General features: G+C 65.3%; 13 protein-coding genes and 1 tRNA gene. 5 read left to right on the top strand and 9 right to left on the bottom strand.

The window, feature by feature from the left end; all coding sequences use genetic code 11:
- Nucleotides 1-35 precede the first annotated feature (35 nt).
- Nucleotides 36-821 carry an inositol monophosphatase family protein gene (locus KPG71_RS05105; protein ID WP_216337213.1) on the top strand — a complete coding sequence of 262 codons (786 nt, stop codon included), beginning with the start codon at nt 36-38 and terminating at the stop codon, nt 819-821.
- 112 nt (nt 822-933) lie between these two features.
- On the opposite strand, the gene guaD is transcribed toward KPG71_RS05105, so the two are convergent.
- Nucleotides 934-2220, bottom strand: a complete 1287-nt coding sequence (guaD, locus tag KPG71_RS05110) for a guanine deaminase (protein WP_216337037.1) — start codon at nt 2218-2220, stop codon at nt 934-936.
- Nucleotides 2221-2361: 141 nt separating this feature from the next.
- Here guaD and mgtE point away from each other — a divergent pair, with 141 nt between their 5' ends.
- Together mgtE and KPG71_RS05120 are read left to right on the top strand one after the other, a co-directional pair.
- Complete coding sequence (mgtE, locus tag KPG71_RS05115; protein WP_216337038.1) at nt 2362-3765, top strand: magnesium transporter; 1404 nt, start codon at nt 2362-2364, stop codon at nt 3763-3765.
- Entirely contained in the window at nt 3762-4328 is a 567-nt protein-coding gene (locus KPG71_RS05120) for a 5-formyltetrahydrofolate cyclo-ligase (protein ID WP_216337039.1), read from the top strand. The genes mgtE and KPG71_RS05120 overlap by 4 nt, the downstream gene beginning before the upstream one ends.
- Before the next feature lie 226 nt (nt 4329-4554).
- Here the strand turns inward: KPG71_RS05120 and KPG71_RS05125 are convergent, their stop codons facing one another.
- Both KPG71_RS05125 and lipB read right to left on the bottom strand, forming a co-directional pair.
- Nucleotides 4555-5358 (bottom strand): SDR family NAD(P)-dependent oxidoreductase, encoded by an 804-nt coding sequence (locus KPG71_RS05125; protein WP_216337040.1) that lies wholly within the window; start codon nt 5356-5358, stop codon nt 4555-4557.
- 26 nt (nt 5359-5384) lie between these two features.
- On the bottom strand, nt 5385-6128 hold the full coding sequence (gene lipB / locus KPG71_RS05130) for a lipoyl(octanoyl) transferase LipB (protein WP_216337041.1): 744 nt from the start codon (nt 6126-6128) through the stop codon (nt 5385-5387).
- 63 nt (nt 6129-6191) lie between these two features.
- Between lipB and KPG71_RS05135 the strand changes: the two genes are divergently transcribed.
- On the top strand, nt 6192-7553 hold the full coding sequence (locus tag KPG71_RS05135) for a peptidoglycan-binding domain-containing protein (protein ID WP_216337042.1): 1362 nt from the start codon (nt 6192-6194) through the stop codon (nt 7551-7553).
- A 144-nt stretch (nt 7554-7697) separates the two neighbouring features.
- Nucleotides 7698-7784: transfer RNA gene (locus KPG71_RS05140), tRNA-Leu, on the top strand.
- Between the two features lie 106 nt (nt 7785-7890).
- On the opposite strand, the gene KPG71_RS05145 is transcribed toward KPG71_RS05140, so the two are convergent.
- From KPG71_RS05145 to KPG71_RS05170, 6 genes are read right to left on the bottom strand one after another with little or no spacing between them, the layout of a single operon-like run.
- Complete coding sequence (locus KPG71_RS05145) at nt 7891-8274, bottom strand: Na+/H+ antiporter subunit G (protein ID WP_216337043.1); 384 nt, start codon at nt 8272-8274, stop codon at nt 7891-7893.
- 14 nt (nt 8275-8288) lie between these two features.
- Entirely contained in the window at nt 8289-8558 is a 270-nt protein-coding gene (locus KPG71_RS05150; protein WP_216337044.1) for a K+/H+ antiporter subunit F, read from the bottom strand.
- On the bottom strand, nt 8555-9046 hold the full coding sequence (locus tag KPG71_RS05155; RefSeq protein ID WP_216337045.1) for a Na+/H+ antiporter subunit E: 492 nt from the start codon (nt 9044-9046) through the stop codon (nt 8555-8557). The genes KPG71_RS05150 and KPG71_RS05155 overlap by 4 nt, the downstream gene beginning before the upstream one ends.
- 3 nt (nt 9047-9049) lie before the next feature.
- A complete protein-coding gene (locus tag KPG71_RS05160) occupies nt 9050-10612 on the bottom strand; it encodes a monovalent cation/H+ antiporter subunit D (RefSeq protein ID WP_216337046.1) in 1563 nt (520 codons plus the stop codon).
- Complete coding sequence (locus tag KPG71_RS05165) at nt 10609-10974, bottom strand: Na+/H+ antiporter subunit C (RefSeq protein WP_073034860.1); 366 nt, start codon at nt 10972-10974, stop codon at nt 10609-10611. The genes KPG71_RS05160 and KPG71_RS05165 overlap by 4 nt, the downstream gene beginning before the upstream one ends.
- A gap of 1 nt (nt 10975) precedes the next feature.
- Nucleotides 10976-13840, bottom strand: a complete 2865-nt coding sequence (locus KPG71_RS05170; RefSeq protein WP_216337047.1) for a monovalent cation/H+ antiporter subunit A — start codon at nt 13838-13840, stop codon at nt 10976-10978.
- Nucleotides 13841-13897: the final 57 nt, after the last annotated feature.

The following is a 13897-nucleotide window of genomic DNA, read 5'->3' on the forward strand; positions in this document are numbered from 1 at the left end:
CGCGACATGCGGCATGGCAGAGGGTGGCCCGGCAGATGGATATCGACAGCATCGTAACAACGGCCCACGCCATGGCAGATGCGGCGCGGGCCGCTGTTCTTCCTTACTTCCGATCCGACAATCTGAGCGCTGATAACAAGGCGGAGGCCGGGTTCGACCCGGTGACGGCGGCGGATCACGCCGCCGAGCGGGCGATTCTGGCCGTGCTGAAGGCGCATCGCCCGGATGATGCCCTCTACGGCGAGGAATTCGGCGCGCGCCCCGGCACCAGCGGCCTGACCTGGGTGATCGACCCGGTGGACGGCACGCGCGGGTTCCTGTCGGGCACGCCGACATGGGGCGTGCTGATCGCGCTGAGCGACGCGAGCGGCCCCATCTATGGCCTGATCGACCAGCCCTATATCGGGGAGCGGTTCGAGGGCGGGTTGGGCCGGGCGCGGCTGACCGGGCCGCAGGGCGAACGGGTTCTGAAAGCGCGCGGCGGTCGCCCGCTGGCGCAGTCGATCCTGTTCAGCACCTTCCCCGAGGTGGGATCGTCCGAGGAGGGCGAAGCGTTCGGCCGGGTGGCCGGGGCGGTGCAACTGGTGCGCTATGGCATGGATTGCTATGCCTATGCGCTGTTGGCTGCGGGCCAGATCGATCTTGTGATCGAAGCCGGGTTGCAAGCCTATGACATTCAGGCCCCCATCGCGGTGATCGAGGCCGCGGGCGGGATCGTCACCGACTGGCAGGGCCGCCCGGCCCATGCGGGCGGGCGCGTTCTGGCGGCGGCGGGGCGTGAACAGCATGAGGCGGCGCTGGCGTTGCTGTCGGGCGTCTGAGCGGCGTCGATCCGGTGCCTTCCCGGATCGCTTGCGATCCGGTTCGCGCCCGACCCCGCCCCCCAGGGCGGGCGCGACCCTCTTGTTGCCCGAAGGGAATGGTGTCAGCCGGTCAGGACAATGCGCGTCCCGCGATATAAACCTGTCTGACCGCGCGATCATCGCCCATCATGATCGTGGGAAAGAGCGCCTGCCAGGTGTCTTCGGCGCGGGCGTGGCGTTGGGCGATGGCCGGGGTCGAGGCGAGATCGAGCACCACCAGATCGGCCTCCATCCCCGGTGCGATGGTGCCGATGTGATCCTGCATGTGCAACGCGCGGGCCGATCCGGCGGTGGCCAGCCAGATCAGCTGTGCGGGATGCAGGGCGGTGCCGGTCAACTGGCCGATCTCGTAAGCCGCCGCCATGGTGCGCAGCATCGAAAAGGATGAGCCGCCGCCGGTATCGGTGGCAAGGCCGATCCGCTGGCCTTCGGCGACGCGCCTGCCCATGTCGAACAGCCCCGAGCCGATGAAGGTGTTGGAGGTGGGGCAGTGGATGAGGGCGGCACCGGTTTCGGACAGGCGGGTGGTTTCGCGCTCTGTCAGGTGGATGGCATGGCCGTAAAGGCCGCGCTCGCCCAGAAGGCCGTGGGTTTCGTAGACATCGAGATAATCGCGCGATTGCGGGAAAAGCCGCTGGACCCAGTCGATTTCCTCGGTCTGTTCGCTGAGATGGGTCTGCATCAGACAGGTGGGGTTTTCGGCCCAGAGCGCGCCGAGCGCATCAAGCTGTTCGGGCGTGGAGGTGGGGGCGAAGCGCGGCGTGATGACATAGTGCAGCCGGTCCACCCCGTGCCAGCGGGCGATCAGGGCGGCGCTGTCGTCATACGCGCTTTGGGCGGTGTCGCAGAGGGGGGCGGGTGCGTTGCGGTCCATGCAGGTCTTGCCCGCCGCGGCGCGCAGGCCACGCGCCTGTGCGGCGGCAAAGAAGGACTCGGCGCTTTGGGGGTGCGAGGTGCAGTAGCTGGCGGTTGTGGTGGTGCCGTTTGCCAGCGTCAGGTCAAGGTAGCGGTTGGCGATTTCGGTGGAATAGGCAGGATCGCCAAAGCGCATTTCCTCGGGGAAGGTATAGCCGTTCAGCCAGTCGATCAGGCGTTTGCCCCAACTGGCGATGATCGCGGTTTGCGGGTAATGCGCGTGGGCGTCGATGAAGCCGGGCGAGATCAGGCAGCCCTCGTGCCGGGTGATCGTGGCCTCGGGCGCCTGTGCCGTGAGGGTATCGAGCGGGCCCAGCGCATGGATGCGTCCGGCGCGGATCAGAACGGCCTCGTGCAGCTGCGCGGCGCGCTCCGGGGCGTCGTCGAACGGGGAGCCGGTGAACGACAGGACAGTGCCGGTGAGAATCGTGTCGTCATGCATCGGGAAGGGCCTTTTGCGGTTGCCGTGTGATCGGCCTGACGATAGGCGGCGATGAACGCGGGGTAAATCGCGCAAGTCGATTGTCATTATGTGCGGTCTTGCTAGAGTCTGCCGCGATGACGCGTAACAGTGGAGGGGCATATGGCTGAAGACGACGATCAGGCAGAGCCCGATACCGAACGCGAACCCGAGCGCGAAGAAGATGCGTATTCGCTGAGCCCGCAGGCGGTGGCGCGCATCATCTATGCGGTCGACATAGGCGATCACGATCTGTTGCTGCGGGAATTGTCCGGGTTGCACGCGGCGGACGTTGCCGACCTTCTGGAACAGATCAACGCCTTTGACCGGCGCCGCCTGATCGAGCTGTACGGCAGCGATTTCGACGGTGATGTTCTGTCGGAACTGGACGAGGGGCTGCGCCAGGAGGTGATCGGGCTGTTGCCGCCCGACGTTCTGGCCGATGCGGTGCGCGATCTGGAATCGGACGATGTGGTCGATCTGGTCGAGGATCTGGAGGATCACGAACAAGAGGCGATCCTGAGCGCGCTGGAGGCGGGCGACAGGATCGCGGTGCAGCAATCGCTGACCTATCCGGAATATTCCGCGGGCCGCCTGATGCAGCGCGAAGTGGTGATGGCGCCCGAGCACTGGAATGTGGGCGAGGCCATAGATTACCTGCGCAATCAGGAGGACCTGCCCGAGCAGTTCTATCATATCATCCTTGTCGATCCCCGCCTGCGCCCGGTGGGCAACGTGACCCTGGGCAAGCTGATGGCGGCGCGGCGCGAGGTGTTGCTGAGCGACCTGGTGGAGGAGACCTTCCATGTCTTTCCCGTCACGCAGGACGAAGAGGACGTGGCCTATGCGTTCAACCAGTATCACCTGATCTCGGCCCCGGTGGTGGACGAGGACGACCGGCTGGTCGGGGTGATCACCATCGACGACGCGATGGCGGTTCTGGACGAGGAACACGAAGAGGACATCCTGCGCCTTGCCGGTGTCGGCGAGGGGCGGCTGAGCGACCGGGTGATCGACACCACGCGCCGCCGGTTCCCGTGGCTGGCGGTGAACCTCGTGACGGCGATCCTGGCCTCGATGGTGATCGCGCAGTTCGAGGAGGCGATCACGCAGGTGGTGGCGCTGGCGGTGCTGATGCCCATCGTGGCGTCGATGGGCGGAAATGCGGGCACCCAGAGCCTGACGGTGGCGGTGCGCGCCATCGCCACCAAGGACCTTACCGGATCGAACGTGTGGCGCTTCATCCGGCGCGAGGTGCTGGTGGGGCTGGTGAACGGGGTGATCTTTGCCGTGGTGATGGGGGTGGTCGGCGTGCTGTGGTTCGGGGGGCCGGAACTGGGTTATGTGATCGGTGCCGCCATGGTGATCAATCTGGTCGTGGCCGGGCTGGCCGGGACGGTGATTCCGGTCATACTGGAGCGTATCGGCGTTGATCCGGCGCTGGCCTCGGGGGCGTTCGTGACCACCGTGACCGATGTCGTCGGGTTCTTCGCCTTTCTGGGGCTGGCGGCGGCGGTGTTGCTATGAACGATCTGACAGAGGTCAAGGCGCAGGCGCGCAAGGCGGCCTTTGCCCGGCGCAAGGCGGCGCATGAGGTGGCCTTGCCGGGGGCGGCGGCGCATCTGTCCGAGGTGCTGGCCGGATACAGGGGCGTGCCGCTGGCAGGCTATATGGCGATCCGCACCGAGATCGACCCGCTGCCGGCGATGGAGGAAGCGGCGGCGCATGGGCCGGTGTGCGTGCCGGTGATTCAGGGGGCGGGGCTGGCGCTCAAATTCGCGCGCTGGTCGCCGGGCTGTGCGCTGAAGGACGGGCCGTTCGGGGCGATGATCCCCGAGCTTGACGATTTCTTCGAGCCCGAGATCGTGATCGTGCCGCTGGTGGCGTTCGACCGGCGCGGCGGGCGGCTGGGCTATGGCGGCGGGTTTTACGACCGGACGCTGGAGATGCTGCGCGCGAAACGCCCGACGCTGGCGATCGGTTTTGCCTATGCGGCGCAGGAGGCCAGGGCGCTGCCGCTGGAGCCCACGGATCAGCCGCTGGACATGATCGTGACCGAAGCCGAGGTGATCGAACCCGGCCCGGTCTGAAAGCGCCGTCCGGCGATGCGCGGTGGCCCTCGACCGCTGTTTCGCGCCTGAAAGAACGATGAGGCCCCCAAGCGACCCTCAAGATTTCCATGAAAGGCCCAGCCGCGTGGCGGGGGCGGATAAGGGGGCTGCCCGCTGGTGGCGGGCAAGCCGGGCCGGGGGGCGGCGGCACCTGAAGGGCAACTGCCCTAGCTGTCGACCGTCCGTGGCGGCGTTGCGCCTGACCTCAGTCCGTTTCGTCCCAGGGAACGCCGCCGGTGTAGCTGCGGTAGATCGTGGCTGCCTGCCAGCCCGCATCGACCGGAAGCAGCACCCCGGTGATGGCGCGGGCGGCGTCGGAGCACAGGAAGGCGGCGGCGTTGGCGATGTCGTCGGGCAGGACATAGGTGGTCAGCGCCCCGGCCTTGCGGATCGCTTCGCCGTCGCGCAGGCCCTCGGCGATGCGCTGTTTCAAGGTGTCGCTCAGGACATAGGTGGGGGCGACGCAGTTCACCCGGATATCGAACCGCCCGAGTTCGACCGACAGGATCTGGGTCAGGCGTGTGATGGCGGTTTTGCCGGGGCTGTAGGCGGGCAGGGGAAAGGCCCCCATGCCGGTGATCGAGCCGAGGGTGACGATCCTGCCCTTGCGGCGGTCTTGCATGGCGCGGGCAAAGGCGCGCACCGCGTAGACCGTGCCGTGATAGTTCACGTCCCAGACCTGACGGTGACGGTCGAGATCCATGTCCATCAGGGTTTCCGTGTTGCTGATGATCCCGGCCGAAGTGACCAGGGTTTCGACCTGGCCATGTTCGGCCTCGACCCGGTCGGCGATGGCGCTGAGGGCTTCGGCGTCTGTCACGTCGCAGGGGATGCCGGTGGCGTTGACGCCTGACGATTGCAGATCGCTTACGGCCTGTTCCAGCGCCTCGGCGTTGAGATCCAGCAACACGACGGTGCCATGATCCGCCGCCATGCGTTTCGCGCAGGCCAGGCCGATGCCATTGCCGCCGCCGGTCACGACCAGTACGTTTTCTGCCTTCGATGTCATCTTGCTCTTCTCCGTCGTGTTTCTGATCATGCTATGCGCGGGGGCCGCTGCGCCGTGTGGTCCGCAGCATCGCCGAAGACCTCGTCAAAGCGGCGTTTCAGGGCCACGTCCAGGTCGCCCATCGTGACGGGCAGGCCCAGATCGACAAGGCTGGTAACGCCATGTTCGGTGATGCCGCAGGGGACGATGCCGGTGAAATGGTCCAGATCGGGCTCTACGTTGATCGAGATGCCGTGGAAGCTGATCCATTTGCGCAGGCGGATGCCGATGGCGGCGATCTTGTCTTCGGGGTGTTCGCCCCTGGCGGTCAGGGGTTTGTCGTCGCGCGTCACCCAGACTCCGACGCGGCCATCGCGGATTTCGCCGGTGACGTTGAAGTCGTCCAGCGCGGCGATGACCCAGTTTTCGAGCTGCTGGACGAAGGCGCGCACGTCGCGGCCGCGCCTGTTGAGGTCGAGCATGACGTAGACCACGCGCTGACCGGGGCCGTGATAGGTATATTGCCCGCCGCGTCTGGAGGGATGCACCGGGAACCTGTCGGGATCGGTCAGGTCGGCGGGGTTGGCCGAGGTGCCTGCGGTGTAAAGCGGCGGGTGTTCGAGAAGCCAGATCGCCTCGGGGGCTTCGCCGCGGGCGATTCGGTTTGCCCGGTTTTCCATGGCCGCAACGGCCTGTTCATAGGGGACCAACCCGTCCGACACATGCCACTGGACCGAATTTTTGTCGTGAATCTGTGGATCATAGGGCAGCACGGCGGCAAAACTCTCCATCGGGGCCGGGGGGGTATGCTATACTAAAGTTATAAAACGAGTTCCATTTACGGGAGAGATAGAATGTTTTCAAAACGAATTGTCATGTGCGGGGTCGCTGCTAGCCTGCTGTCGGCCCCGGCTGCGCCGGTTTCGGCGGATATCGGCGACGGCATTGTCGGCGGTTTGGTCGGCGGGGCGGTCAGCGGGATCATCGTGAACGAAAGCGCCAAGGCGCGCGAGCGCAAGCGCGCGACGACGACCCGCACGCGCACGATCTATCGCTCCGCGCCGCAGAATACGGCGAAACGCGCCGAGGTGCGTGAAACCCAGACCGCGCTCAATTATTTCGGATTCCCTGCCGGGACACCGGACGGTGTGAGCGGGCGCAACACGCGCAACGCGGTGTCGCAGTACCAGGCGCATATGGGGTATCCGGTGACGGGCTATATCACCGATTACGAACGCCAGTTTCTTGTCGGTTCGTATTATCGGGCGCAGTCCAGCGGTGCCGTGACGGCGCAACTGATTGCACAGCGTGGTCAGGGCACCCGTGGGCTGCTGCATGCCTATCGCGACGAGGCGAACGGCACGTCTTCGGGCCAGATGGCGAGCACCCCGGCGGTGCCTGCGGCCCCTGCCGTGCCTGTCACGCAGGAGCAGTCGACATCGACGATGGCCGCGTTCTCGGGGACGAGCGGGGAGGCCGCCAGCGGCGGCAGCACGAAACTGGCCTTGCCGAACCTGATGGGATCGCAGGAAAACACCCGGTCTCTGGCGTCGCATTGCAATCAGGTCAGCCTGTTGACCAATTCCAATGGCGGGTTCGTCACGGAAGCCTCGATCCAGGACCCGCGTTTCGCGCTGAACGAGCAGTTCTGCCTGGCGCGCACCTATGCGGTGGCGGCGGGCGAAAAGCTGGCCAGCGGGCTGCGTGGCGTGAGCGTTGCGGAGATCGAAGAGCAATGCAACGGGTTCGCCCCGGCGATGCGCGATCTGGTGGCGTCGGTGTCGCTCAAGCCGCAGGCCGAAGTGCTGCAAGGCGCGCGCAGCTTCATTCTCGAGGCCGGAGCGCCGCCCGAGCAGCTTGCCGGTACGGCGAAAATCTGTCTGTCGGTCGGGTATCGCACCGACAACATGGATGTCGCCCTGGGATCGGCGCTGTTGCTGACGGCCCTGGGAGAAGGTGCCTATGGCGAGTTGCTGGGCCATCACCTGAACGAGGGATTCGGCACCACCAAGCGCCCCGATCTGGCGCTGGCATGGTATCAGTCCTCGTTCGACGCGCTGGAGCGGGGGGCCGAGCCGGTGTTTTCACCGGGCAATCCCGAGCGCAGTGCGCTGGTTCAGAAAGCGGCCTATCGCCTGAATGGCGTCGAGGATGGCGAGGCGGTCAATTCGGTTCAGCCGGCGTCGACCCTGCCGACATTCAATATCGACAACTGATCTGAATTCGGGGGGCTGCGGGACGCCCGCGGCCCCCTGAACGCGGGCATCCCCGGCGTCGTGCGGAAAGGATGGCCGAAAGTTGAAATTGTGCTTCACATCGCCTTGGCGCGTTGCTATACGCCGCTCACCTACCAGACACGTGCGGTCGTGGCGGAATTGGTAGACGCGCAGCGTTGAGGTCGCTGTGGGGTAACACCCGTGGAAGTTCGAGTCTTCTCGACCGCACCATTTTCATCCTGACATTCGGGCAGATGCCGGGGCCGTCATGTGGCTGGCCGGTGTATTTGTTAGCGTGGGCGAATGAAAAAGGGCCGGTGTGCCCGGCCCCTGGAGTTTATTCTTCGTCCTCGTCTTCGATGCGCTTGGGCGGGTCGTCGTAGACGGACCAGCCGTAATCGCATTCCGTGCCGGGCAGTTCATGGGCGCGGATATTGCCCTGAATGTAGGTCTTGGCGATGAAATTCGCGCTGATCGGGGCGGTCAGGAACAGGAACAGCGTGATCAGCAGTTCGTGGAACGACACCGAGCCCTTGACCAGCAGGAAATAGAGCATCGAGGCGATCAGCACCCCGCCCACGCCCACGGTGGTGGCCTTGGTGGGGGCGTGCAGGCGCTGGATCGTGTGTTCCAGCTTGATCAGGCCGAACGATCCGACAAGGCCGAAAAGGCCTGCGACGACAAGGAAAAAGGAAATCAGGGCTTCGATTGCGACTGTCATGACCTGTCCTTTCGTTACTCGATGATGTCGCCGCGCAGAACGAAGCGGCAATAGGCGACGGTGGAGACGAACCCGACCATGGCGACCAGCATCGACGCCTCGTAATAGATCGACGTGCCCTGCCAGATCCCGTAGAGGATCAGCAGGGCGATGATGTTGATGACCATGGTGTCGAGCGCAAGGATGCGGTCGGCGCTGTCGGGGCCGGTCGCGATGCGCCAGAGATTGAACAGAAGCCCCAGCCCGAAACAGCCGAAGGCAAAGATCAGGGCAGTGGTGATCATTGGAAAATCTCCTTCAGGCGCCATTCGTAGCGGCTTTTGATGGTGTCGCGCACCTCGTCGGGGTCGTCGGTGTGCAGGCAATGCACGAGGATGCTGCCGCCATCGGCGGCCAGCATGGTCGAGACGGTGCCCGGCGTCATGGTGATGGTTCCCGCCAGAACGGTGATCGCCTCGGGCGAGGTCAGGTCCAGCGGGACGGTGATCCAGTGCGAGCGGATGTTTTCGTTGCGCTTGAACATCACGATCAGCGCGACTTCGACATTGGCCACGAGGATATCCCACAGCACGATCAGGATGTATTCGATCACGCGGAACGGGCCGCCGACCTTGGCGCGGCGCGGCCAGTAGGGGCCTGTGAGCATCGGCACGAAAACCCCCAGCACGCCGCCGAGGATCAGGTTGCCGACAGTGACCTTGTTGACCAGCGCGAGCCAGACGATCGTCAGGACGATGCTGAGAACGGGGTGGGGAGAAAGACGCTTCAGCATGAGTTAGCTCTCCTCGCCCTGGCCGAGCACGGCGGTGACGTAATCGGTGCCGTCGAACAGTTGCTCGGAGGTTTCGACAAGGTAGGTGCTGATCGGGCCGGCGAAGACCGACAGGAAGGCCAGAGCGGCCAGCGCGGCCATGGTCGGGGCGAGTTCGAGCGCGCGGGCCGGGGCCGGGGCGTTATCGGGCGGCGGTGTTTCGTCGTCCTCTTGCGGATCGGTGTCTTCGGGGGCCGGCGCGAGGGCGGTGGATTTCCAGAACAGCGTGCTGCCCGCCCGTGCAAAGCCGAGGATGAGCAGCAACGAGCCCACGAGGATGGCGATCCAGCTGATTGCCATTTGCGGCGTGTCGGCCATGGCGTCGAGGATCACCAGCTTGCCCAGGAAGCCGCTGAGCGGGGGCATGCCCGCGATGCCGATGGCCCCGGCAAAGAACAGCGCGGCGAACAGGCCGTTCTGCACGATGGGGGGCTCGGCGCGCAGGAGGTCGCCGCCGGGGCGGCGGCTGACCACCAGATCGGCCAGCAGGAACAGGGCCGCCGCCGAAAAGGTGGAGTGCAGCAGGTAATAAAGCGCCGCGCCGGTGGCATAGGGGGTGAAAGCCGCGACGGCGACCATCATCGTGCCCATCGAAGCGATGACAGAGAAGGACAGCAGCGACATCAGCCGCCGCGCGCCCATGACGCCGATGGCGCCGATGGACAGCGTGACCAGGGCGGCGGGCATCAGCCAGTCGCCGATCAGCCCGTCCAGAACGGCCACGTCGGGGCCGAACACCACCGCGTGAATGCGGATGATCGCATAGGCGCCCACCTTGGTCATGATGGCAAACAGCGCTGCCACGGGGGCGGGGGCGTTGGAATAGGTGGCGGGCAGCCAGAACTGCACCGGGAACAGCGCCGCCTTGATGGCGAAGACCACCATCAGCAGGATCGCGGCGACGCGCACCAGCGAGGCCTCTTCGACCGGAAGTTCGCGCACCTTCACCGCAAGGTCGGCGATGTTGAGCGTGCCTGTCGAGGCATAGAGCGTGCCGAGCGCGAACAGGAAGAGGGTGGAGCCAGCCAGGTTCATCACCACGTATTGCAGCCCCGCCTGAAGGCGCACGCGCCCGCCGCCGTGGATCATCAACCCGTAGGAGGCGATCAGCAGAACCTCGAAGAAAACGAAGAGGTTGAAGGCGTCGCCGGTCAGGAACGCGCCGCAGATGCCCATCAGCTGAAACTGGAACAGCGCGTGGAAGTGACGCCCGCGATTGTCCCAGCCGGTAGCGGTGGCGTGCAGCAGCACGATCAGCGCCAGCGCCGAGGTCAGCAAGAGCATCAGCGCCGACAGACGGTCCAGCACCAGAACGATGCCGAATGGCGCGGGCCAGTCGCCGAGGCGGTAGACATGGGTCGCGCCATCGGCGGACATGAACAGCAGCCCTACGGTGATCGCGGCCAGCGTGATTGTGCCGGCAAAGGATGCGGCCCGCGCCAGCGTGATGTCGTGGCGCATCACAAAGGCGATGATCGGGGCCAGAAGGGCCGGAAGGACGACCGGCGCGATGATCCAGTGACTCATGCTCCGGTTTCCTTCTTGTCGGTGTCGGGCGCGTTGGGGCCGGTCATGTCGATCCTGTCGTGATCCGCTTCGAGATAGGCCCCGAGCGCGATCATCACCAGAACGGCGGTCATCCCGAAGGAGATCACGATCGCGGTCAGCACCAGCGCCTGCGGCAGCGGGTCGGTATAGGTGGCGTCACCGTATTTCGACAGGACGGGCGGCGCATTGATCGCCAGCCGTCCGGTGGCGAACAGGAACACGTTCACCGCGTAGGACAGCAGGGCAAGGCCCAGGATTACCGGAAAGGCGCGCAGGCGCAGGATCAGGTAGACTCCGCCTGCCGTGAGGACGCCGACAGAGCTGGCAACGACGATTTCCATGTTACTCCTCCTCCTGCTTGCTGTCGGCGACCCGCAGCGAGGGGTCGTAGTCCATCGGTTCGATGTTCACGGTTTCACCGGCATAGCGCGCGATCCGCGACAGGCTGTAGAGCATCAGCATCACCGCGCCCAGAACCGTCAGGAACACGCCAAGGTCGAAGGACATGGCGGTGGCCCATTCGAATTCCTCGATCGGGGGCCAGTGGATATAGCCATAGGCGCTGGTCAGGAAGGGTTTGCCGGCCAGCCACGCGCCAGCGCCGGTCAGCCCGGCGATCACCACGCCCCAGCCGATCATCGAGTGGTATTCGATCCGCTGGCGGCTTTGGGTCCAGGCAAAGCCCGAGGCCATGTATTGCATCAGCAGCGCAATCGAGATCACCAGCCCGGCAACGAACCCGCCACCCGGCTGGTTGTGGCCGCGCAGGAAGATGTAGACGCCCACCATCACGGCAATCGGCAGCATGGCGCGGGTGGCGACAACCATCATCAGGGGGTGTCGGTCGCGCGAGCGGTCGGGCGGTACGGGTTGCGCCTTGAGGCGGCTGCCCGCAGGGCCGCGCAGGAGGGCCTCCATCAGGGCGAAGATCGTCAGGCCCGCGATACCCAGGACGATGATTTCGCCATAGGTGTCATAGCCCCGGAAATCCACGAGGATCACGTTGACCACGTTGGTGCCCCCGCCGCCCTTGTAGGAATTGGCGAGGTGGAATTCGGAGATCGGGCTGAGATCGCGCGTCATGAAGGCAAAGGCCAGCCCCGCAACGGCGGCCCCGGCGGCAACGGCGATGATCCCGTCGCGCAGGCGCAGGGTGGCGCCGCTTTCGTTCGGGGTGGATTTCGGCATGAAGTAGAGCGCCAGAAGCAGCAGCATGATCGTGACGGTTTCGACCGAGATCTGCGTCAGCGCGAGGTCGGGCGCCGAAAGATAGACGAACCCGCCCGAGACCATCAGACCGATGATGCCGATCAGGATCAGCGCGCGGAAGCGGTTGCGGTGATTGATCACCACCAGCGCCGTCGCCACGATCAGCAGTAGCCAGCCCACCGCCGCCACCAGCGGGATGGGCAGCGGTTCGCGAGTGGGAGGCGTCATGGTGCCGCTGGTGAAGGCGAAATAGCCCAGCACCACCGTGGCGGAGACGAAGATCGCCAGATAGCGGCTGATCGCGCCGTTGTGCAGGCCGTCGGTCAGTGCGCGGGACAGCCCGGCCAGCGCGCCGTAAAGCGCATCGAAGATCGTCTTGGCTTCGGGGCGCGGGGTGGCCAGCCACAGGCGGTCGAGCGGGCGGTGCATCGCCAGCAGGATCGCGCCGCCCGCCACCGCCGCGATGGACATGAAGAGGGCAGGCGTCACGCCGTGCCAGATTTTCAGATGCGGGTGCAGGTCCTGCCCGGTCACGGCGTTGGCGGCCATGGTCACGACCGGCTCGGCCAGGTGCGGCAGGAGGCCGATCAGCACCACCAGCACGACCAGCAGCGCGGGCGAGGCCCACATGCCGAAGGGCGGGTCATGCGGTTTGTGCGGATAGTCGTCACGCACCGGCCCTGCGAAAACATGGAAGATGAAGCGCAGGCTGTAGGCCACCGACAGGAGCGCACCGAACGTGGCCAGCACCGGCACGATCCACGGGTTGCGGAACCATTCGGTATGCGCGGCCTCCTCCAGCATCATTTCCTTGGAGAGGAACCCGTTGAACAGGGGAATACCCGCCATCGACAGGGCGGCGACCGTGCCGATCAGGGCGGTGATCGGCATCAGGTGGCGCAGGCCGCCAAGGCGCTTGATGTCGCGGGTGTGGGTTTCGTGATCGACGATGCCCGCGGTCATGAAGAGCGCGGCCTTGAACGTGAGGTGGTTGATGATGTGAAACACCGCCGCGATGGCGGCCATTTTCGTGCCGAAGCCCAGGAGCATGGTGAGCAGGCCAAGGTGGCTGACCGTGGAAAAGGCGAGCAGCGCCTTGAGGTCGTCCTTGAACAGCGCGATCAGCGCGCCCAGTATCATGGTGATCATGCCGGTGATCGACACGATATAGAACCACGCGTCGGTGCCCGCCAGAACCGGCCACATCCGGGCCATCAGGAACACGCCGGCCTTCACCATCGTGGCCGAGTGCAGATAGGCCGAAACCGGCGTCGGGGCGGCCATGGCGTGGGGCAGCCAGAAATGGAACGGGAACTGCGCGGATTTGGTGAAGGCCCCGATCAGGATCAGGATCAGAGCGGGCATGTACCACTCGGAGGCGCGGATCGCGTCGCCCTGTGACAGGATGTCGGTCAGGTTGTAGCTGCCCACGATATTGCCGAGGATCAGCATGCCGCCGATCATCGCCAGCCCGCCCGCGCCGGTCACGGCCAGCGCCATGCGCGCGCCCTGCCGTCCCTCGGGCAGGTGTTTCCAGTAGCCGATCAGCAGGAAGGACGACAGGCTGGTCAGTTCCCAGAAAATCAGCAGCAGCAGGATATTGTCGGAAATGACGATGCCCAGCATCGCGCCCTGAAACAGCAGCAGGTAGGTATAGAACTGCCCCATCGGGTCGTCGCCCGACAGGTAGAACCGTGCATAGAGGGTGATCAGCAGGCCCACGCCGAGGATCATCCCGGCAAACAACAGCCCCAGACCGTCCAGAAAGAACGATGCCGACAGGCCCAGTTGCGGCAACCACGCGATTTCGGCCTGCAAGGTTTCCCCGCGCAGCACCGCAGGGGCCAGAAGGCCGAGGCAAACCAGTGCCAGAACGGTCGGAACGGCGGTGAATGTCGCACAGGCGTTACGTCCGGCGCGGATCATGAGGCCGGGAACCAGTGCACCGATAAAGGGAAGGCTTGCGATCAGGGGAAGGAGGTTGCTGCCGTCGTTCATGTCTGTCCCGTTCTGTTTGTCGCCGTTCGCCGTTAAAGCTGACTTTTTGGGTGCGAA

It is taken from the genome of Roseovarius sp. PS-C2, assembly GCF_018862045.1.
Lineage (GTDB): Bacteria > Pseudomonadota > Alphaproteobacteria > Rhodobacterales > Rhodobacteraceae > Roseovarius.

Bases quoted from the DNA above. Each gene is read 5' to 3' on its own strand.
- lipB (WP_216337041.1), bottom strand. From the start codon at position 6,128: ATGGAGAGTTTTGCCGCCGTGCTGCCCTATGATCCACAGATTCACGAC.
- guaD (WP_216337037.1), bottom strand. From the start codon at position 2,220: ATGCATGACGACACGATTCTCACCGGCACTGTCCTGTCGTTCACCGGC.
- KPG71_RS05135 (WP_216337042.1), top strand. From the start codon at position 6,192: ATGTTTTCAAAACGAATTGTCATGTGCGGGGTCGCTGCTAGCCTGCTG.
- mgtE (WP_216337038.1), top strand. From the start codon at position 2,362: ATGGCTGAAGACGACGATCAGGCAGAGCCCGATACCGAACGCGAACCC.
- KPG71_RS05105 (WP_216337213.1), top strand. From the start codon at position 36: ATGGATATCGACAGCATCGTAACAACGGCCCACGCCATGGCAGATGCG.
- KPG71_RS05155 (WP_216337045.1), bottom strand. From the start codon at position 9,046: ATGCTGAAGCGTCTTTCTCCCCACCCCGTTCTCAGCATCGTCCTGACG.
- KPG71_RS05150 (WP_216337044.1), bottom strand. From the start codon at position 8,558: ATGATCACCACTGCCCTGATCTTTGCCTTCGGCTGTTTCGGGCTGGGG.
- KPG71_RS05125 (WP_216337040.1), bottom strand. From the start codon at position 5,358: ATGACATCGAAGGCAGAAAACGTACTGGTCGTGACCGGCGGCGGCAAT.
- KPG71_RS05165 (WP_073034860.1), bottom strand. From the start codon at position 10,974: ATGGAAATCGTCGTTGCCAGCTCTGTCGGCGTCCTCACGGCAGGCGGA.
- KPG71_RS05160 (WP_216337046.1), bottom strand. From the start codon at position 10,612: ATGAGTCACTGGATCATCGCGCCGGTCGTCCTTCCGGCCCTTCTGGCC.
- KPG71_RS05170 (WP_216337047.1), bottom strand. From the start codon at position 13,840: ATGAACGACGGCAGCAACCTCCTTCCCCTGATCGCAAGCCTTCCCTTT.
- KPG71_RS05120 (WP_216337039.1), top strand. From the start codon at position 3,762: ATGAACGATCTGACAGAGGTCAAGGCGCAGGCGCGCAAGGCGGCCTTT.
- KPG71_RS05145 (WP_216337043.1), bottom strand. From the start codon at position 8,274: ATGACAGTCGCAATCGAAGCCCTGATTTCCTTTTTCCTTGTCGTCGCA.